The organism is Pseudidiomarina sp. CB1, assembly GCF_024752025.1.
Classification (GTDB): Bacteria; Pseudomonadota; Gammaproteobacteria; order Enterobacterales; family Alteromonadaceae; genus Pseudidiomarina.
In genome coordinates this window covers 161,082-181,352 of record NZ_JANTPU010000001.1, presented here as the reverse complement: position 1 = coordinate 181,352, position 20,271 = coordinate 161,082, and the positions used below count along the sequence as shown (strand labels likewise).

The following is a 20,271-nucleotide window of genomic DNA, read 5'->3' as shown; positions in this document are numbered from 1 at the left end:
GGCCCTCTTAATAGGTCATCGAAGCTTTCACGGCTTCGTACACTTTCAGGTGGTCGACAAAGTATTCTTTCTCGTGGCACAGCGGATACGGCACATCAAGGCCACACACACGGGCAATCGGCGACTCAAGGTACAAGAAGCATTTGTCTTGAATCGTTGCCGCCACTTCACTGGCAAAACCATTGGTCAGTGGTGCTTCTTGCGTCACTACCAAACGACCCGTTTTCATCACTGATTTCGCTACGGTGTCGATATCCCACGGTAACAAGCTAACCAAGTCGATGACTTCACAGTCGATACCGTCTTCTGCGGCCTTATCTGCCGCTTTTTCGGCCATTTCAACCTGTGCACCCCAAGCGACGATGGTTAAATCTTTACCTTCGCGGACGACGTCAGCTTTACCTAATTCTAGCGTGTATTCTTCTTCAGGAACTTCGCCGGTTGAAGCACGGTATAAACGCTTCGGCTCCATGAAGAGCACAGGGTTTGGATCAAAAATCGCACTCAACAACAAGCCTTTCGCCATGTACGGGTTACGTGGCATAACAATCTTCAGGCCTGGGGTGTGGGCAAAATAAGCTTCTGGTGACTGTGAGTGATAATGACCACCGGCGATACCACCACCGTAAGGTGTACGGATGGTAAGTCCGCCGACATTAAATTCATTACCCGAACGATAGCGGAACTTCGCTGACTCGTTCACGATCTGGTCAAACGCTGGGAAGATGTAGTCACCGAATTGAATCTCAGCAACCGCATAACTACCTTGCGAGGCCAAACCATTGGCAAAACCAAGGATGCCCTGCTCTACCAAAGGCGTATTGAAGTTACGGTGACGACCATATTTATCGGTTAACTTTGACGTCGCGCGGAATACCCCACCGAACGCACCGGTATCTTCACCAAAGCTATAGACTTTGTCATTTTTTGCCATCGCAATGTCAAGTGCACTATTGATGGCTTGTAATAAGTTCATGTTCGCCATTATTTATCTCCCCCATCAATACGTGACGCTGTTTTCGGATACGCCTCTGGGTATTTGCGAATGTGCGCCTTCAACTGCTCAAGTTGCTCTTTAAGCTGTTGGGTTGGGGTGTCATAGACGTCATTAATCAACTCATCAATATGCGGAGCTGGAACTTTCTCTGATTTCTTCAGTGCTGCCAAGACAGCGGCTTTCTTCTCAGCAAAGATCGCTTCAGCATCTTTCTCGGTCAGCCATTTTTTCTTGATCAAATAAGTTTGGAAACGCGCGAGCGGATCTTTTGCACGCCAAGCGTCTTCTTCATCACGAGTACGGTACCCGGTTGGATCATCTGAGGTCGAGTGCCCAGCCATACGGTACGACATACCTTCAATCAACACCGGCTCGTTCTCTTCAACGGCAAGTTTACGCGCCATTTGTGTGGCTAAATAAACGGCCAAGATATCGTTACCATCGACACGAATGGTTTTCATGCCGTAGGCGACACCGCGTGGCGCAATGCCGTCGCCAGCATATTGTTCGCCTTGCGATGGCGTCGAGATGGCATAGCCGTTGTTACGGCAGAAGAAAATCGCTGGAACTTTGTAGACTGCGGCCATGTTCAACGCGGCATGAAAGTCACCTTCAGAAGCCGCGCCTTCACCGAAATAACAAATAGTACAGTTGCCAGTTTTGTCCATCTTCTGGCCATAAGCGTAGCCCGTCGCTTGCGGGATCTGAGTGGCTAGTGGCGAAGCGATGGTCATAAAGTTAAGGTCCGCGCAGCCATAATGCACCGGCATTTGGCGGCCCTTACCGAGATCGCGCTCGTTTGAGAACAATTGGTCCATGAACTGTTCAACGGTAAAACCCCGATAGGCCAAAGCGCCCTGTTCACGGTACTGTCCCATGATCATATCGCCGTCATCCAACGCGGCTGCCGAACCGATACTTGCCGCTTCTTCGCCAAGCGAAGACAAGTAGAAGCTAATACGCCCCTGGCGTTGCGCAGCAATCATGCGTTCGTCCAGAATGCGGATGAATTGCATGGTATCAAACATCTTCAAAGCAAGATCTTTGTCAATCTCAGGTGCCTTAGCACCCTTGTGCACGGTACCGTCTTCTTTGAGGATCTGAAGCATTGGAATCTGCAACGCAGAACCGTCTAAAAAGCTCGGTTTGGTCACGATTTCTAGCTGATGTTGTTTATCCTGTGCCATAACTTTCTCGTTCTCAGAAAAATTGCGCTCACTTTACCTTTACGTCAACTGACATGCAAATAAGCGACTACGCATTTGCGTAAAAATCAGACCAGTTGCAACTGCATAAAAGGCACTTCTACAACCGTCAATAATGCCCTCTGGCCCAGAGCCACCTTGGCATTCGGGAAAATAATACGTTCCCCCGACTGTTCGACCAGGTACTCTTGTTCACCATCGGTAGCCAGCAGTTCGCCCTTCTCAAAGGCGGTAAAATTGGCTACATCATCGGGAAAATGCAGGGTGAAATTCTCAACTGTACGGTTAATTGTACGGCAGACGTCAAAAACGCGGGTACGATTTGCATCAAATTCCGGCAATTTCAGCTCACGCTCGCAAATAAGCTTAGTGAACATTGTTTGTGCGGCGGCAAACTTACGACGGTCATTTTCGCCAAATGGCCGCACTTTACCCAGTTCGACGGTAAATGCATCGGCCTCATGAGTGCGCGCACTGTAATAACTAAACGTCGTGGTGGGCGCTTGATTCAGCAAAATTGTCTCGACACCACATTCCGCAAGAAATGTCAGTTGCTGCTTTTTATAAGGCGCTCCGTGAGTAAACGGATAAACCGCAAACTTCTCAAATTCCGAGTCTCGAATTGCGGTGTGTAAATCGTAGTGATAGCGCTCGCGCCGCCCCTCTGGCGCAGCAGCGAAAAAGTCCGTAATCACTTGCTCAAGTTGCGCTGCTCGTTGATGTTCGCGGCTCTGTCCTTCTTGGTGCGCGCCGCTGAACAGACGATTCATGTTCATTTCAACAAAACGTTTGCCAATGGCAATTGCTGCAGGGTTGGCGATCAGAAAGAGCGTGCGTTGCACCGGCTGAAGTTCACCGCGCATAATGCCGTGTATCATGTCACGGACCATCTCTATGGGGGCGGTTTCGTCACCATGCACGGCACACGACAGCACTACATCTTTACCACTGGGCTGCTCAGGTTCAACGAGCACAATGCCATAATCAGGGAAATGAAGTTCGCCACCGTCGTACTTCAAGGTAGCATTGAGCAGCTGTTGATTGGCGGCAACGGTGTCGCCGTTATAGCCGGCAAGCGTCCAATCTAAGACGTTCACGGCGGCGAGCTCATTTGTCTTCTGATTCACTTTCTGACTCCTGTTGCTTAATTCGTCCAGGTTCTAATCCTTTGGTCGCTAATAACGCACGTAACACCCGTGAACGATATTCACGGCGGTACAATACCGAAACGACCACAATAGTGGATACAATGAACAGTATCGGGTGTAAGAACCACGTAAGAAACGCTAAGGCAAAATAGTAAGCGCGCAGGCCATTGTTGTACTCATGCCCAGCTTGGTCTATCACCTTGGCTGATTGCCGCGCAAAGACTTCACGTTGTTCATCAGTGAATTCCGTACTGCGGTATTGAGGTGCGGCGCCAAGCAACACCGAGACAAAACCAAATTGGCGAATCGCCCAGGTAAACTTGAAAAAGGCGAAAACAAAAATAAGCGCCAGCACGGCCAGTTTGAACTGGACTTTTTCTGGGGATGTATCAGCGGTTAACGGGAGTGATTGCAGCACTGTCACTACTTTATCTGCCGAGGCCAATAAAGTAAGCACACCGGCTAACACCAGTACCGTAGAGGATGCAAAAAAAGTCACCGTGCGTTCGACGTTACCAAGTAGCGCCGCGTCAGCAATCTGGTGTTCTTTGCGGGTTAAGGTGGTCATCCAATCAATACGCAGTTGCCGCAAAATATGCGACAAACTATAAGTACTGCGCGCACGAATACGCGCAAACTGCGTGTAAAAAACCCAAACCGTCACAAAAAACGCCAAGGTGACGATATCAAGTGTACTTAGGTTCATGCTCTTGACCTTGTGCTAACGAGACACGCACGAAAGCCGCAGGGTGGACGTGATGTCTTAGCTGCGGCTTCGATAATTAGTTTAAGGTCACTAGTTTACCATTATGTGACGATGTTGTCCGACTCTGATTTTGGCGCCGGCTTCTCCGCCAAACCGTACCATGACAACATGGTTTTGACGCCACGTTTGGTGTCATCCAAAATTAAATACAAGCATGGGATCAACAGCAGCGTAATCACCGTGGCGAACAAAATACCGAACGCCAACGAGATCGCCATTGGAATCACCATTTTCGCCTGTAAGCTCTTTTCGAGGACGATGGGTAGCAGACCGAAGAACGTCGTCAAACTGGTCAGAATGATTGCTCTGAAGCGCGCTGAACCTGCATCTTGTACCGCTTGGCGTAACTTCACACCATCGCGGCGCGCTTGGTTGACATAGTCCACCATGACCAAAGAGTCATTCACCACCACGCCTGCCAAGGCAATGATACCAAACAAACTCAGAATCGAAATCGGCATGCCAATAATCCAATGCCCGATCACCGCACCGATCATACCAAACGGAATCACTGACATGATAATAAGCGGTTGGCTATACGACTTAAGCGGTATTGCCATAAGGGCAAAGATTGCGAACAACGCCAGCACGAAACCAATAGCCAGCGAATTCGTCGCTTCAGCTTCATCTTGCGAGGCCCCTTCAAGTTGGAAGCTTACTGATGGATAGTTATCTAAAATCGGCTGAATATGTTGTTCGCGCACTTGCCGCACAACTTCAAACGGCTCGACACGCTCTTTATCAACCCGAGCACGCACCCGCACTGAACGCTCGCGATCGATACGGGTGATAGTGTTGTAGCCCTTCGCAAATCGAATGTCGGCAAGCTCAGTAAACGGAATCAACGCTCCATCGCTGGTACGCAACTTCATATCTTCAAGGTTGCCCACAGACTGGCGCTCATTGATCGGATAGCGCACCATCACGCGAACTTCTTCGTCACCACGCTGAATACGTTGAGCCTCGGCACCATAGAAAGCGTAACGCACTTGATTAGCGAGATCGCTCAGGCTGATGCCCATCGCGGTTGCTAACGGCTTAGTTTCCAAAATAATCTCGTCATTGCCGGCACCAAAGGTATCTTCAATATCATAGACGCCGTCAAACTGGCCAAATACTTCTTTGAGATCATTGGCGGCCGCCGATAGCTGATCAAGATCGTCACCGGCAAGTTGAAACTCAACGTCAAAGCCGCCACCGCCGCCGATACTGCCTTGGAAGTTAATCGCTTTAACACCGGCAATTTCAGGGGTCTCTTGGCGCCAACGATTGATAATGCCAAAACCGTCAATCTCACGATCTTCGCCTTTTTGCAGTTCGCTCATGATCATGCCGTTGGTGGTGCCTTGTAGCCACACGTTGGTATGGCGCACCACACCTTCGCCCTCTTCCTCCTTGATTTGCTCGTTCACGCGCATCAGGGCATCTTCAATGGTTTGCAGTGCACGAATAGTGGCGTCTTCGGACGAGCCAGGCTGCATTTCAACGCTGGTTTGGATAAAGTCGCTTGGAATATTCGGGAAGAACACCCAGCGCACGACGCCACCGCTGATCAGACCGATCATCAGAATAAACATCCCGATAAAGCTGGCCAATGTAGTGTAACGGTAGTGCAAGCACTTGGCTAAGAACGGTCGATAATAACGCTCAACAAATACCCGTAAACTATCGGAAATTTTATTGCGGCCACGTTGGAAGGCGTTGAGCTTCTCACCTCCGCCCTTGCTGAATTTCATTGCCGCAATATGTGCCGGTAGAATGAGTTTTGACTCAACCAGCGAAAACGCCAAACAAAGTATAACGACCCAAGCAATAGACTCCCAAATCGCCCCCATGCCACCATCAACCATCAGCATCGGAATAAACGCGACCATCGTGGTAAGCACACCAAAGGTCGCAGGGATCGCGACTTTCTTCGCACCACGCACCACGTTGTCGGTACTCTTGCCATATTTTTCAATTTCGGAGTAGGCACTTTCACCGATGACGATGGCGTCATCGACCACTATCCCGAGCACCAATATGAAGCCGAACAAGCTGATCATATTGATCGAGATATCGAACATCGGTAGCGGCATCAAGGCGATGGTACCCAAGAAACAAATCGGAATGCCTATCATGACCCAGAAAGCCAAACGCAACTGCAAGAACAACGACAGCATTAAGAACACCAAAAAGCCACCGGTGATCATGTTGTCTAACATTAGGTCGAGGCGACCTTGCAGGTAATAAGACGAATCGCCCCAGTGCGCAACGTTAACCTCTGGCGGCAACTCTTTTTGCTTGCGCTCAATATAGTTCCGTACCGCTTCTGCCACGGCTAAATCGTTTTGATTGCCTACCGAGTCAACACGGACAAAAGTTGCTGGTTTGCCGTCAAAACGAGTAAAGCGCCGACGCTCGATAAACTCGTCTTTAACGGTAGCAATATCGCCAAGCGTGAGTCGGGTTCCATCAGGACGATTGATCAGTACAATTTTTTCAAACTCTTCACCGTAATACGCCTGATTATTGGCGCGCAGCAAAATATCGCCATTCGGCGTACGAATAGAGCCACCGGCCACATCAATCGAGGTACCGCGCACGGCGTTGACAACCTGCTGGAAACTCAGGTTATAGCGCTGTAAATCATGCTCAGAGATCTCAATCGAAATCTCGTAGTCGCGCGCCCCCACCGTTTCGACTTTGGTGATACCACCAATATTTTTCAGGTCATCACGAATTTGTTTAGCGAGCTCTTTTTGGTTGCGCTCGCTCATATCGCCGAAAACACTAATCCAAATCACTTGGCGCTGTGGTCGGATTCGATAAATATTTGGATTTTCAATTTGCTGTGGAAAGTTAGGGATGGCGTCAACGAGCATCTTCACTTCGTCCATCACCACTTGCGGATCATAACCACTTTCAACTTCTACCGTAACCGAACCACCGCCTTCGCGCGCCGTTGACGTTAATCGTTCAACACCATTAACGTCTTCCAAGGCGTCTTCGATCAATACAATGACACCTTGTTCAACTTCTTGCGGTGCAGCACCTGGAAAAGGAACTTGGATACTGATGGTGTTGAGTTCGATTTCAGGGAACATCTGCTTACGAACTTCGAACACCATAAAAATACCAGTGATGATGATGAGTGCCATCAATAAGTTGGCGGCGACAGTATTATTCGCCCACCAAGCGATCAGCCCTTTTTCACGACCGGACTCAGGCGAATTTTGTGGTACTTGCATTGCTAAGCTCCTTATTCGCTTGTGTCGTCAGCTTGGTCTTGCGCGGCTACCGCAGTGTCATCTTCTGCTGCTTTCGGCTTTTCCATCTGTTGCGGCAAAGGATCACCTGGCAAGCGCACTTTCATACTCGGTAGCGCGTTAGCCAACTGCGTTAACACTACCTTATCGCCAGCTTGGAGCCCTTCACTTACGATGACCTGATTCTCTTCGGCACGCAGCACTTCGACATGCTGACGCTGCAAGCGACGCTCATCATCAACTAACCAAACATTGCCGTCAGTATTAAGTGCATAGCGCGGAATGCGATAGACATTCTCAACAAACTTGCCTTCAATTTCGAGTTGTACAAAACGGCCAAAACGTAACACTTCTGTATGTGTTTCGGCGTCACGGTTATACGGGTCTTGTACTTCGACAACACCATAAATAACTCGGCTGTTGCTATCTAAAACCCCTTCGCTGCGCACCAAACGGCCTTGCCATTCATACTTTTCTCCGGCAACAAATGAGCTCAAGCGAACTCGCGGAAAATCCGTTTCTTGGGCGTTGCTCGGAAGGTTTAAATAAGCGAGATCACGATCACTCAGCGGCACACGAACTTCAGCAACTTCGGTTCCCATTAATTCGGCAACTTGACTACCGATATTTACAAACTGACCCAGATCGACATTTTTACTTTGTAGTAAACCGGCGAAAGGTGCGCGGATCACCGTCCGATCAAGGTCCCGTTGAGCCTTAGCGACAGCCGCTTCTGCCGACTGCATAGCTGCTACAGCACTGGCAACCTGAGGTTCACGTAAACCTAAAGCAGGAATTTCTCCGAGCTGTAACGACTCCCATTCCTCCTTGGCGACTTTTGCGCGTGCGCTTTCTTCTGCCAGTGCGGCTTTAGCTTGAGCCAAGTTGGCTTTCGCATTCTGCAAGGCCACTTCGTAATCCCGTGGATCAATCTTGACCAGCATATCGCCTTTATTGAAGTAGCCACCATTGTGGAAATTAGGTGCGATCTCAATTACTTGCCCACTGACTTGCGTCACCAAGTTAGTCGTATGCTTGGCCATCACGTTACCTTGCCCGCTGACTAACAAATTAATGTCTTCGGGTTGCGCCTCTTGTACTTCAACAAGTACCGCAGGGCGCTCCATCGAGCGCATTGGTAGTTGCGGACGCAACATTCCTAGTAATACCACAAGGGCAATCGCCACAATGATGATCAAAGGGGGAAGTAAAGCACGTTTCTTAAAAGCCATTGAGATCATTCCATTCGAACATGAAGATGGCGCATAGTATGCGCCACCTTTAAGTGATTATTAAGGCAGATTATGTTGCGAGTTGTAACAACTGTAACATCAACCGTTCAGAAGGTAACTTTCGCCTGCTTCTATTGCGCGTGGACCACCGGCAAGCAATACCACGTCACCCTTCGCCAGGCTAAAATCACCTCGTACCTCGCTGAATTCGTCGTCACCACGGCGTACCGACTTCACTTGGACTGCAAGTTCATCTAGGCCGAGCTGACGGAGCTCTTTACCGCACGCATAAGCATTGTCACTGAGTTGTACCGCATGTAGAAACAACAGGCGGTCAATTTTTTCGGGATCCATATCGGTGGTTTCACCAGGGTAAAAGCCGTGCATGTCACCATAGTGTGAACGCCGAGCCTGATCCAAGCGCGACAAAATTCGACGAATCGGAATGCCTGAGCGACTCAAGACTTGCGATACCAACATGAGGCTCGCCTCTAAAGTGTCAGGTACGACTTGCGTCGCCCCAGCCTCCATCATTTCTTGGAGTCGTAAGTCATCCCGCGAGCGCACAATGATTTCGGCATGGTCGTTAACCTCACGAATCGCTTTAAGTACTTCCAGAGCTTTATAGTCTTCAGCAAAACTAATGATGATCAATTCGACCTGATCGGCGTGCACAGCTTTTAAAATGTCACGCCGCGCAGCATCACCAAAATAGACCTTTGCACCACCAGCAATAGCCTCTTGTACGCGCTTGGTATCATGATCAATGGCTAGATGGTCAATGCCTTCATTGGTTAAAAAGCGGCTAATGGTTTGCCCGACACGTCCAAACCCAAGTACGAGGACGCGTTTGGGCTCAGATACATCGGGTTGAGTGATGTCTTCTTCGTCACTTCGCGAGCGGCCACGTACCAGTGGTGTCACTAATTGCCGACAACGTTGAATAACCAGCGGCGTGACCGCCATTCCCAGTACACCGACCCCGACCAGTAGCGACGCGATGTCCTGCGGCAGTAATGCATAGGTCAGCGCTAAAGATACCAAGACGAAACCGAACTCTCCCATTTGGAACAGCATCAAGCCAGCACCCCAAGCGTCTTCTTCACGCTCGCCCATACCGCCCGCTAACAGGCGCACGACGACCATCTTTATCGCCCCAATAAGCAAAACGGCAAGTAAAATCCAATGTAGATTCTGCCAAAACACAGCCAGATTCAGCTGCATACCGACGGTGATGAAGAAAAGTCCCATAAGAATATCGCGAAATGGGCGAATATCCGCTTCAAGTTGATGCTTGTACTTACTTTCACCCAACATCATCCCAGCTAAGAAAGCCCCCAGCGCCATCGACAACCCAAACACGTGGGTTAAACCACCAGCAACCAATGCGACCAAAAGCGTCGCCAAGACAAACAGTTCATCGGTGCGTAAACGCGCGATCTCGCGAAAGATGTGGGGTAGCACCCATTTGCCTATTGCCATCAGAACGACCACAACACCAGCCCCTTTGAGCAACGCGATGCCGAGACTCTCCCAGATACCTACTTGTGCATTCTCAGCAGCAAGTAATGGAATAATGATCAACATTGGCACCACGGCAATGTCTTGGAATAACAAGACGGATACCGTGGCCTGTCCTTTACGGGTGGTTAACTGGGATGATTCGCCTAATTGCTTTATCACCACCGCTGTCGAGCTCAGCGCAAGTGTACCGCCAATAACCATTGCCGCCGTCCAATCGCCCATCCAAATGTAAGCTAATCCGGCGAAAATCAACGTGCAGATAATGACCTCACCAGCACCAAGCCCAAATACGAGCCGGCGCATAGCGATCATTTTCGGCAATGAGAACTCCAAACCGAGCGAGAAGAGCAATAGCACGACACCTAACTCGGCAACGAAATGATAGTCATTGGGATCTTTTATCCAAGCGGTTACATCGGGTCCAGCGATAATTCCGGCCACCAAATAAGCCAAAATAGCAGGCAATTTAATGCGCCGAAAAGCCCACACCAATGCCACCGCAATAGCTAGCAGCAGCAGTACGTCAGCGAAGGCTCCGTTCATACTTTTTTCCTTTGTAGATAAAGACCAAGACAAATCAAGCTTAGTCCAATTAAGGTCGTAACTTGAATAACTTCATCCAATATAAAGTAAATAAGTAACAAACTCATGAACGGACTCAAAAAAATCAACATTGATAGTTGCGACGTTCGTTCGGCTGTGCGCATGGCGGTTAACCAAAGTAAAAATGTGATACCCATCTCAAATAAGCCGACATAGGCCGCTGCCGCCAGAGCTCGCCACTCGTGCCAAGGCAACGGACGCGGGTCAAATAACACTGCCAGCGCTAACAATAGGCTGCCAAACGCAAAGCACCAAAACATTGCTGGGATAGGTGCATCTTTATTTTTGGTATTGATCAGCCAATAACTCGCCCACAACACGGTACTTAATAGCGCTAACCCTATTCCCAGCCAGTTGGTCGCAGCAAAATTCCATTGCCCGCCCGTTGCGATGAGTACCACGCCACCGTAGGCCACCACCATTGCCAACAACTCCCGCTTGGTTAAGCGTTGCTTTAACATCGGCACCGCTAACAAGGCCATGGTAATCGCCCACGTATAGTTGATGGCTTGGGCTTGCTGAGCGGGGAGTTGGTCATAGGCAGCGAAGAGCACCCAATAGTACACAAAGGGGTTAAGCGCACCTTGGCCCAAGTAGAAGAGCCAACGCTGCCGCCCTAGCCTTAGGGTTTCTATGCAGCGACCTTGCCAGACGAGCAGAGCAACAAAGGTAAGCGTGCTGGTCAGCGCGGCGAGAAACAACAGATGGAGTGGCGTGAGATAGCCCAGTGCAAGCTTAAACGCAGTGGCGACCGTCGACCAAAGCGCCACTGCGGCTAAGCCAAACATCAATGCACGACGTTGGTTCTGTGCCACTGGGGGAGCCGCCATGTTCTATCCTTAGCTGCTGGTACGTTGCTGCAATTGCAAGTAGCGGTCGCGAGACCGAGTCAGTAAAAAACGTCCCCATGCGACTTGGGGCTGTTTATCATTGCCGGTTTGCACCATTTGAGTGCGTATTTCTTCAAGTTGCGCATACGACGGCATAGTTGCACCATTTTGGTGCAGCCAAACGCGCAGTAAAGCTCGCTGCGTGGCCGCTGAATGCGATTTCAGTTGATCAACCGCCAGTTCCCCAGCTTCGTTCAACGCCGGTTTCAGTTGCTCATGCAGTAATTCTTCAAGAACATCTTGCTGTTCAGCGCAAAGCTGGGCACTACGTAACACCGAATTACCAAACTGAGGCCAGCGCTCTTCAAGTTTCGGCACCACCTCGTGACGCAAGAAGTTACGATCTATGGTTGTGTCATAATTGGTGTCGTCTTCGATCCAGTGTAATTTATGTTGTTCCGCGTAAGCATAAATTTCGGCCTTGCTTACCCCCAGCAAAGGGCGCAACCATGTCTGCGTGCCAGGACGATGGGTGGCTTCGCTAGCGATGGTTTGAGCCATTGCGGCCAAGCCTTTCGGTCCGGCACCGCGCTTGAGTTGTAGCAGAAACGTTTCGATCTGATCATTGCGATGCTGCCCGAGCAGCATTACCGCATCAGCGTCGGCAAGCTCATTGAGCCGCTGATAACGCGCTTCACGCCCCGCCGCTTCTTTGCTAATCCTTGCCCCCTGCGGCACCGGCAAAACTTCACAGTGCATTGGAAAGTTACGCCGTAAGCAATCCTTGCGGAGACCCTCGGCCCACTCGCCGGAACTCGGATGAAAACGGTGATCAAGATGAATAGCTAAATAATTAAAATGGGGATGCTCGCTGCGCCAGCGGTCGAGCAGATCAAGAATAGTTTGCGAATCGGCGCCGCCGCCAAGACAGGCAACGAGCTGTTGGTGCGGTCGCAGCGTTAGTTTGGCTAACGCTGCGGCAAATTTAGGATAAAGGTCGCGATACTCAGTGTTCACGTAAGTCGATGACGCCGCTGTTTAGCAATAACCAAACGACATGAGTTTCTGGTAACGCTGCTCGAGCAACGCGGTTTTATCCAGCCCTTTCAGCTCACCCAAGTCAGTCAACAAACGCTGTTTCAGGCTTTGCGCCATGGCCGTGTAGTCGCGATGCGCACCGCCCAATGGCTCGGGAATAATCTGATCAATCAAGCCCAGCTCAAGGCTGCGATCTGCGGTAACACCCATTGCTTCCGCAGCAATTGAGGCCTTCTCAGCGCTCTTCCACAAAATCGAAGCACAGCCTTCCGGCGAAATGACCGAGTACGTTGAGTATTGCAACATGTTAACGCGGTCACCGACGCCAATCGCCAATGCACCACCTGAGCCACCTTCACCAATAACAGTACAGACAATAGGTACGTTCAAGCGCGCCATCACTTTCAAGTTCCTTGCGATAGCTTCTGATTGCCCGCGCTCTTCAGCGCCGATACCTGGGTATGCCCCTGGCGTGTCGATAAAGGTAATAATCGGCATCTTAAAGCGTTCAGCCATTTCCATTAGACGCAGCGCTTTGCGATAGCCTTCCGGTTTTGGCATGCCAAAGTTACGAAAGATTTTTTCTTTCGTCTCACGCCCTTTCTGGTGACCAATAATCATAACTGGTTGACCATCAAGGCGCGCCGTACCGCCGACAATTGCACGATCGTCGGCAAACGCACGGTCACCAGCGAGCTCGTCAAAATCGGTAAAAATGTGCTCAATGTAGTCCAAGGTATAAGGGCGCATCGGGTGACGCGCCATCTGCGCAACTTGCCATGCACCTAGGTTACCGAAAATCTTTTCGATCAGCTGTTCCCGCTTCTCTTGCAGCTTAGCAATCTCTTCTTCGATGGAAATGTCGAAGTCACCTTTGGCACCGACTGCCTTCAGCTCGTCAATTTGTGCTTGTAGCTCAGCAATTGGCTTCTCGAACTCTAAAAATTGCAAATTCATTTGGACTCCCATATGCAACGCCAGTATGCCGTTGCGGATCAAAATTCTAGTGCGACCTGTTGCGGTCCAAGCTGCTGTTCCAGCTCATAAATTAATTCATCTTCTGGTGTTATGAACCATTCGGTTGCGGCTTGATAGCTCGCTTTGACATCGGGCCGTTGATAGTCGATCAACAGCGGGCAAGCGCCGCCCTTATAAGCTTGCAATGTCGCGAGGAGACGCTTCATACCTGCACCTTCAAGGTGTTCTGGCCGCACCGCAACGCGCAAACCTTTCGCATATTGCTCTCGCATACCCGTAATGGTCATCACTTCTCGGGCGGTCATTGTATTGCCCCCCGAGTAATCATCAAAGCTGACCTCTCCTTTTATGACCAAAATTTGGTCTTTCGCCAGCAAATGCTCGTAATTTTCATAATCTTGCGCAAAAAAGCGTACATCAAATCGGGCTGTTTTGTCATCTAGCGTCACAATCGCCCAACGCGCACCTTTTTTATTCACCATAACCCGCATGTCGATCACTAGCCCAGCGATGGTCGTCATTTGATCACGCCCTGTCGGCCGCACATCACTTAGGTTACAGGGCACATAATTGCGCAATTCACGGCGAAAGCGATTGATCGGGTGTCCGGTTAAGTATAGTCCAAGGGTTTCCCGCTCGCCGTCGAGCCATACGGCCTCGGGCCACTCAGCAACCTGCTCAAACTCATGTTCAATAGTGTCAGTATCGGCTGCACTCGTAAGGACCCCGAACAAATCTGACTGGCCAATGGCCTCCGCACGCGCATGCTGCTCTGCTTGGCGCATGGCTTTTTCCAAGGTTGCCATAAGCGCCGCACGGTGTGGTCCCAATGAATCCATCGCACCGGCACGAATCAAGCGTTCCAATACCCGGCGATTGAGTTTTTTCAAATCCACCCGACAACAAAAGTCGAATAGATCACTGAATTCGCCGCCTTCATTACGAGCGGCCAGAATGGCCTCAATCGGGCCCTCGCCAACACCTTTAATCGCGCCGATTCCGTAAACAACATGACCTTCATCATCCACGGTAAATTTGTACTGCCCAACATTGACGTCAGGTGGCAGCAACTTCAGTCCCATTTGTTCGCACTCGTCGACCAAAGTAACGATTTTGTCAGTGTTATCCATATCGGCCGACATCACTGCGGCCATAAACTCTGCGGGATAATGGGTTTTCATCCATAGCGTCTGATAGGACACTAAAGCGTAGGCAGCCGAGTGTGATTTGTTGAAACCATAACCAGCGAATTTTTCGACCAAGTCAAAGATTTTCATCGCTAGATCTGGGTCAATGCCGTTCTTTTCAGCACCTTCGGCAAAAACCGCGCGCTGCTTGGCCATTTCTTCTGGTTTTTTCTTACCCATGGCACGCCGCAGCAAATCGGCGCCGCCTAGTGAATAACCCGCCAAAACCTGAGCAATCTGCATGACCTGCTCTTGGTACAAAATAACCCCGTAGGTGGGCTCCAAAATGGGCTGCAGCAACTCATGTTGGTAGTCTTTATCGGGATACGAGATCTGCTCGCGACCATGCTTACGATCGATAAAGTTGTCGACCATACCTGACTGCAACGGCCCTGGTCTGAACAACGCTACCAAGGCGATAATATCTTCAAAACTATCGGGCAGCAGCTTCTTAATCAGCTGTTTCATACCGCTCGATTCAAGCTGAAATACGGCGGTAGTTTGGGCTTTCTTCAATAATTTAAAACACTTCGGATCATCAAGGGGGATCCGCTCAATGGCAATCGGTCCATCACCTTTGCGGGCACGTTTGCTATTCACCATATCCAATGCCCATTGGATGATGGTTAAAGTACGCAGACCTAAGAAGTCAAACTTCACCAAACCCGCAGCTTCGACATCATTTTTGTCAAACTGAGTAACCGGTTGCTTACCTTCTTCATCGCAATACAACGGCGAAAAATCAGTGATTTTTTCGGGTGCGATAACGACACCACCAGCATGTTTGCCGGCATTACGCGTTACCCCTTCAAGAATGCGAGCCATATCAATCAGATCACGCACATCTTCATCTTGATCGTACATTTCAGGTAGACGTGGCTCGACTTCAAAGGCTTTTTCAAGGGTCATACCCGGATCGCCCGGCACTAATTTGGTGATCTTATCGACAAACCCGTAGGGGTGGCCGAGGACACGGCCAACATCGCGAATTGATGCCTTGGCCGCCATGGTACCAAAGGTAATGATTTGCGAGACCGCTTCACGACCATACAATTCTGCCACATGGTCGATAACCTCGTCGCGGCGTTCCATACAGAAATCGATATCGAAATCCGGCATCGAAACCCGCTCAGGGTTCAAGAAACGCTCAAAAAGTAGATCGAGTTCCAGCGGATCAAGGTCAGTAATTTTTAACGCATAAGCAACCAATGAACCCGCGCCTGAACCACGCCCAGGGCCGACAGGTATGTTGTTATCTTTTGACCACTGAATAAACTCCATTACGATCAAAAAATAGCCAGGAAAGCCCATTTGATTAATCACGTCGAGCTCTATTTGTAAGCGCTCGTCGTATTCTTTACGCTTTTCTGTGCGCTCAACCTCGTCAGGAAAGAGTTGTTGTAATCGTTCTTCGAGCCCTTCTTGTGATTTCTTGACCAAGAAGTCCTCTGGCGTCATGCCACCGGTCGGAAACTCAGGCAAGACGTATTCGTCAAGCGTGATAGTGACATTACAGCGCTTGGCAATTTCCACCGTATTGGTAAGTGCTTCTGGAATATCTGCGAACAACTCCGCCATTTCAGTAGAGCTTTTTAAGTATTGCTCGCGGCTGTATTTTTTCGGACGGCGCTTGTCATCAAGGGTGTAGCCATCGGCGACTGCAACCCGTACTTCATGAGCATGAAAGTCATCCGGCTTGAGGAACACCACTTCATTAGTCGCCACCACTGGCACGTCATGTTCTGCCGCCAATGCCACCGCAGCATGCAAATAATCATCTTCTTGCGGGCGCCCAGTGCGCATTAACTCGAGATAGTAGCGATCAGGAAAATGCTGTTGGTAAAAGGCCAGTTCGGCTTCAGCTTCGGCTTTGCGGTTTTGTAAAAGTTTACGACCAACATCGCCGTCACGGCCACCGCTCAATAACAGTACGCCCTCTGCATGCTCAGCAAGCCACTCCTTATTCACGCACGGTCGCCCAGCGCGGTGCCCTGCTAGATAGCCGCGGCTAATCAGTTGGGTAAGCTGCTGATAACCGTCATTGTTCATCGCCAACGCAGTTAAGCGGAACGGAGGCTCTTGATGGTCCGGCGTCCAGCCCTCTGGCAGAACCCATAAATCGCAGCCAACAATGGGCTTTAGCCCTTTACCTTGAGTGGTGCGATAAAACCGCACAAGGCCGCACATATTCATTTGATCAGTTAGCGCCAGAGCTGGCATGCCAAGGTCTGCGGTCGCACCGCAAATGGGTCCAACTTTGGCAAGGCCATCGATCATCGAGAAATCGCTGTGTACCCGTAAATGAATAAAGGTCGGAGCTGATTCTTGAGCTTGTTCCGTCATGCGCAATCGGCTTTTCTTATCGTGAGACTATGCATCTATTGTGCCGCATGCTTCGACCGATGTCATGTTCTGATTCCATCTGTCATGGTGTCTTTTCTGTGTTAATCAGCTAAGCTCAGGCGACACCCATTTTGTGAGGTTAAAATGATGAAAAACCTACTGCTAAATACAATTTTTCTTATGGTTTTTGCGCCATTCGCCGTAGCGCAAGAACATCACGTCGAGGTGATTAGTGACGGTCACCAATTTACTGAGGGCCCTCTTTGGCATGATAACGCGCTATGGTTTTCGGATATTCCCGCCAACACCATTTGGCGTTGGCAGCCCGACGCAACCACCGAAGTTGCGGTGCGCCCCTCCAGCGAAGCGAACGGCTTAATCGTCGATCACGACGGTCAGCTAGTGATGGCACAACATTATGCACGACGCATCGCTCGGTTAAATAAAGATGGCACCCAAACAGCACTTGCCACGGAGTACCAAGGCAAACGTCTGAACAGTCCAAATGACCTTGTGCTTGGCGAGAACGGTGTACTCTATTTTACCGATCCGCCCTTTGCCATTAGCGCGGAACAACAAGAACTCTCTTTCTCTGGTGTTTTTGCGCTGTCTCCCACTGGCGATTTGACACTCATCGACGACAAACTGCATCGCCCCAATGGCATTATCCTTAACCCGCAACAAACAACGCTTTATGTAACTGACGCCTACCGCTGGCAAATTTTTGCTTACGACGTCACCGCCGAAGGAGTAAGTAACAAACGACTATTTGCCGAGCTCGACGGTGAATACGATCAAGGTATGGACGGCATGGCGGTCGCAGCCGACGGTACTTTGTACGTGGCAGGCCCCGAAGGAATTTACGTTTATGCGCCAACAGGCGAACTCAAAGAAACCATTTCGCTACCTAACTTTACGGCGAATGTGACATTAGTTGAGACCGATAAGCGGGTACTGTACGTGACCAATCAAACCGAGGTGGTTAAAATCACGCTTAACGATTCCCATTAAGGTATTCAGCATGCGACGTACTTCGATGACCACATTAAGCTCAGCCTTGTTGGCGCTGAGTGCTTTGCCGATAAGCAATGCGACAGAAACCGAAACTACCGAAAACGCTTATGCTGCAGGTTACCTCGCCGGCTTTACCTGTAGCGCAGTGTTTAATGGTAACAAAGAAATTAGCGCGATTCGTCGCGACGAGCTCACTGGGATCTATTCGCTCGTGGCTGACAAAGTTCAGCAATTGCAGCCTGAAATCAACCGTGACCACCGCTATGTTCGCGTTACCTACGATGAAGGACAACGTGCACGTATTTCGGTTTGGCGGCCAAAACTCGGTTGTGTCGACTTGCCAGTAGGCGCCAGCATCAAAGACCTCGCTAAGGTGGCAAATCCCTTTGCTGATGCGTTAGCTTCCGGTAGCGATGATGGCGCACCGTGGGCTGAACGTCCTCTGCAACTCAACGATGCACAACAACAAGCTTTAACTGCAGTGATTGATCGCGCGTTTGGCAAAGCGTACGGCAGTGGCGCCCGAACTTCGGCTGTGCTGGTGGTTAGTCCTGAACATATTATCGCCGAGAAGTATCAAACGGGTTTTACGCCAGAAACAGCACAACGCACTTGGTCGGTTGCCAAAAGTATCGGCGCCAGTGTCATTGGCGCCGCTGTGCAACAACGTTTGCTCGAACTTGACGAACCCGCAGGTATCGAAAACTGGTCCCATGATCTCGATCCACGTCGTGCCATAACCCTCGAAAACTTATTACACATGGCATCGGGTCTCGACAGTAATAAAGCGGGTAACCGCACCGACCGTGTCTACATGGGAGGCGGCCTGGTTAGCGATACCGCCACGGAAAGCGCATTAGAAGTCACCCCAGGTGAGCGTTGGAAGTACGCTAATAATGACACCTTGCTTGCCCTACGTACCTTACGCGAGCGGTTCGCCACATTCGACGATTACCTACGCTTCCCCTATGAACAATTGCTCGACAAAGTCGGCATGGAACACACGTTTTTAGAGACCGATTGGCAGGGAGATTTCATTCTTTCGTCGCAAGTGTGGACCACTGCGCGTGATCTTGCGCGACTCGGCGTTTTACACCTCAATAATGGCGTCTGGAACGGCGAACAAATCTTACCCGAGAACTGGCTGAGCTACATCAGCAGCCCTGCTCCAGCACAACCGCCGGCAGCAGCTCCCGGTTATGGCGCGCAATGGTGGCTGTACAACGAACGCTTTCCTGAACTCCCCAATGACACCATTGCGGCGCGCGGCAATCGCGGCCAGTTCTTAGTGATTATCCCCAGTCGTAATCTCGTCATTGTTCGTCGCGGCTACGACATCGCCGGTGAACCCGGTTTCAATGAGCACGACTTCACCCGAGATGTACTAAGGGCGCTCGCGCTCTAAGTAAATGCGATAAAAACCGTCACTGTCCGTGGCATCGAAGATTGTTGAATAGTCTTCGGTGTACCACGGCATCTCGATCAAACGCTTTTGCAAACGCATCATGGTATCAATTGGCGACTCTGTGCGTGCCGACACCAGTACCTCACATAACGTCATACGACAGGTAACGCCACCTAGATGCTCTTTATCAAGTCCAGTAACGTCCGTAAATACGCGCTCAACATCACTCGTTACTTGATAATTCCAATCTTGATCCACACCCTCACGCTGCAAACGTTGAGGATAACTTTGCGCACGTTGAAGCTGTGCTAGCATACGTTCGTTTGCATCGGCGTAGGCGTCATCGTCAGCCGCTTCCATCGCTGACGGCGATTGCTCGTCGTTGTCATCTGTCGCGCCATCGTTGGCCGTCGCTGTTGGTAGTACGCCATGCGCTTCGGCTTCAGGCATCCGTGTTGCAGTCACGCTACCATTAGATTCATCAGCTGCACTCGTGATTTCAGTTGGCCTTGCGGCGCTCGCCGTTGAATTGACCTCAGCACGTTTCCCAATAGTGGTTACCCCACTACTTGACGGCGTGTCTTGGTGCTCACGCCAAAGCAGCACTGCTAAAATGATAATCACCGACCAATAAATAAAGTGCATGAGCTTTGTCATGGTTGCTGTATCTCATAGTTGTTAAAAAATGATTTCATAAGCTAGCACAAATTGCTGCGATGTCACCAGTAACTATGATACAAATAGCCCCCACAT

At 50.2% G+C, this 20,271-nt stretch carries 14 protein-coding genes; 2 read left to right on the top strand and 12 right to left on the bottom strand.

The genetic code is table 11. The annotated features are described in order from the left end of the window. Window positions 1–7 precede the first annotated feature (7 nt). The 11 genes from NV375_RS00835 to dnaE form a co-directional block, all read right to left on the bottom strand. A complete protein-coding gene (locus tag NV375_RS00835) occupies window positions 8–985 on the bottom strand; it encodes an alpha-ketoacid dehydrogenase subunit beta (RefSeq protein WP_258240582.1) in 978 nt (325 codons plus the stop codon). Beyond that, window positions 985–2,184: a thiamine pyrophosphate-dependent dehydrogenase E1 component subunit alpha gene (locus NV375_RS00830; RefSeq protein ID WP_258806550.1), complete on the bottom strand. Its 1,200-nt coding sequence runs from the start codon at window positions 2,182–2,184 to the stop codon at window positions 985–987. The genes NV375_RS00835 and NV375_RS00830 overlap by 1 nt, the downstream gene beginning before the upstream one ends. Before the next feature lie 86 nt (window positions 2,185–2,270). Then, window positions 2,271–3,329: a succinylglutamate desuccinylase gene (astE, locus tag NV375_RS00825; protein WP_309491677.1), complete on the bottom strand. Its 1,059-nt coding sequence runs from the start codon at window positions 3,327–3,329 to the stop codon at window positions 2,271–2,273. Then, complete coding sequence (locus tag NV375_RS00820; protein ID WP_126769679.1) at window positions 3,310–4,056, bottom strand: DUF599 domain-containing protein; 747 nt, start codon at window positions 4,054–4,056, stop codon at window positions 3,310–3,312. The genes astE and NV375_RS00820 overlap by 20 nt, the downstream gene beginning before the upstream one ends. A gap of 101 nt (window positions 4,057–4,157) precedes the next feature. Continuing rightward, window positions 4,158–7,346, bottom strand: coding sequence for an efflux RND transporter permease subunit (locus NV375_RS00815; protein ID WP_258806549.1), 3,189 nt, complete (start codon window positions 7,344–7,346; stop codon window positions 4,158–4,160). Between the two features lie 11 nt (window positions 7,347–7,357). Further along, window positions 7,358–8,596: an efflux RND transporter periplasmic adaptor subunit gene (locus NV375_RS00810; protein WP_258806548.1), complete on the bottom strand. Its 1,239-nt coding sequence runs from the start codon at window positions 8,594–8,596 to the stop codon at window positions 7,358–7,360. 99 nt (window positions 8,597–8,695) lie between these two features. Then, on the bottom strand, window positions 8,696–10,663 hold the full coding sequence (locus NV375_RS00805) for a monovalent cation:proton antiporter family protein (RefSeq protein ID WP_258806547.1): 1,968 nt from the start codon (window positions 10,661–10,663) through the stop codon (window positions 8,696–8,698). Next, window positions 10,660–11,553: a DMT family transporter gene (locus tag NV375_RS00800; protein WP_258806546.1), complete on the bottom strand. Its 894-nt coding sequence runs from the start codon at window positions 11,551–11,553 to the stop codon at window positions 10,660–10,662. Before NV375_RS00800 ends, NV375_RS00805 begins: the two co-directional genes overlap by 4 nt. 9 nt (window positions 11,554–11,562) lie before the next feature. Further along, window positions 11,563–12,570 (bottom strand): tRNA lysidine(34) synthetase TilS, encoded by a 1,008-nt coding sequence (tilS, locus tag NV375_RS00795; protein WP_258806545.1) that lies wholly within the window; start codon window positions 12,568–12,570, stop codon window positions 11,563–11,565. A 21-nt stretch (window positions 12,571–12,591) separates the two neighbouring features. Next, window positions 12,592–13,548: an acetyl-CoA carboxylase carboxyl transferase subunit alpha gene (accA, locus tag NV375_RS00790; protein WP_258240589.1), complete on the bottom strand. Its 957-nt coding sequence runs from the start codon at window positions 13,546–13,548 to the stop codon at window positions 12,592–12,594. 38 nt (window positions 13,549–13,586) lie between these two features. Beyond that, window positions 13,587–17,099 carry a DNA polymerase III subunit alpha gene (dnaE, locus tag NV375_RS00785; RefSeq protein ID WP_258806544.1) on the bottom strand — a complete coding sequence of 1,171 codons (3,513 nt, stop codon included), beginning with the start codon at window positions 17,097–17,099 and terminating at the stop codon, window positions 13,587–13,589. Window positions 17,100–17,243: 144 nt separating this feature from the next. Here dnaE and NV375_RS00780 point away from each other — a divergent pair, with 144 nt between their 5' ends. Both NV375_RS00780 and NV375_RS00775 read left to right on the top strand, forming a co-directional pair. Then, a complete protein-coding gene (locus NV375_RS00780) occupies window positions 17,244–18,110 on the top strand; it encodes an SMP-30/gluconolactonase/LRE family protein (RefSeq protein ID WP_258806543.1) in 867 nt (288 codons plus the stop codon). Window positions 18,111–18,120: 10 nt separating this feature from the next. Further along, entirely contained in the window at window positions 18,121–19,518 is a 1,398-nt protein-coding gene (locus NV375_RS00775; protein WP_258806542.1) for a serine hydrolase, read from the top strand. Here NV375_RS00775 and NV375_RS00770 read toward each other — a convergent pair. Beyond that, window positions 19,498–20,175, bottom strand: a complete 678-nt coding sequence (locus NV375_RS00770) for a hypothetical protein (protein WP_258806541.1) — start codon at window positions 20,173–20,175, stop codon at window positions 19,498–19,500. The two genes, NV375_RS00775 and NV375_RS00770, sit on opposite strands and share 21 nt — an antisense overlap. Window positions 20,176–20,271 lie beyond the last annotated feature (96 nt).

Excerpts from the sequence above, each read along its gene's own strand:
- NV375_RS00835 (WP_258240582.1), bottom strand. The coding sequence starts at position 985 with ATGGCGAACATGAACTTATTACAAGCCATCAATAGTGCACTTGACATT.
- NV375_RS00830 (WP_258806550.1), bottom strand. The coding sequence starts at position 2,184 with ATGGCACAGGATAAACAACATCAGCTAGAAATCGTGACCAAACCGAGC.
- NV375_RS00820 (WP_126769679.1), bottom strand. The coding sequence starts at position 4,056 with ATGAACCTAAGTACACTTGATATCGTCACCTTGGCGTTTTTTGTGACG.
- NV375_RS00815 (WP_258806549.1), bottom strand. The coding sequence starts at position 7,346 with ATGCAAGTACCACAAAATTCGCCTGAGTCCGGTCGTGAAAAAGGGCTG.
- NV375_RS00810 (WP_258806548.1), bottom strand. The coding sequence starts at position 8,596 with ATGGCTTTTAAGAAACGTGCTTTACTTCCCCCTTTGATCATCATTGTG.
- NV375_RS00805 (WP_258806547.1), bottom strand. The coding sequence starts at position 10,663 with ATGAACGGAGCCTTCGCTGACGTACTGCTGCTGCTAGCTATTGCGGTG.
- NV375_RS00800 (WP_258806546.1), bottom strand. The coding sequence starts at position 11,553 with ATGGCGGCTCCCCCAGTGGCACAGAACCAACGTCGTGCATTGATGTTT.
- accA (WP_258240589.1), bottom strand. The coding sequence starts at position 13,548 with ATGAATTTGCAATTTTTAGAGTTCGAGAAGCCAATTGCTGAGCTACAA.
- dnaE (WP_258806544.1), bottom strand. The coding sequence starts at position 17,099 with ATGACGGAACAAGCTCAAGAATCAGCTCCGACCTTTATTCATTTACGG.
- NV375_RS00780 (WP_258806543.1), top strand. The coding sequence starts at position 17,244 with ATGATGAAAAACCTACTGCTAAATACAATTTTTCTTATGGTTTTTGCG.
- NV375_RS00775 (WP_258806542.1), top strand. The coding sequence starts at position 18,121 with ATGCGACGTACTTCGATGACCACATTAAGCTCAGCCTTGTTGGCGCTG.
- NV375_RS00770 (WP_258806541.1), bottom strand. The coding sequence starts at position 20,175 with ATGACAAAGCTCATGCACTTTATTTATTGGTCGGTGATTATCATTTTA.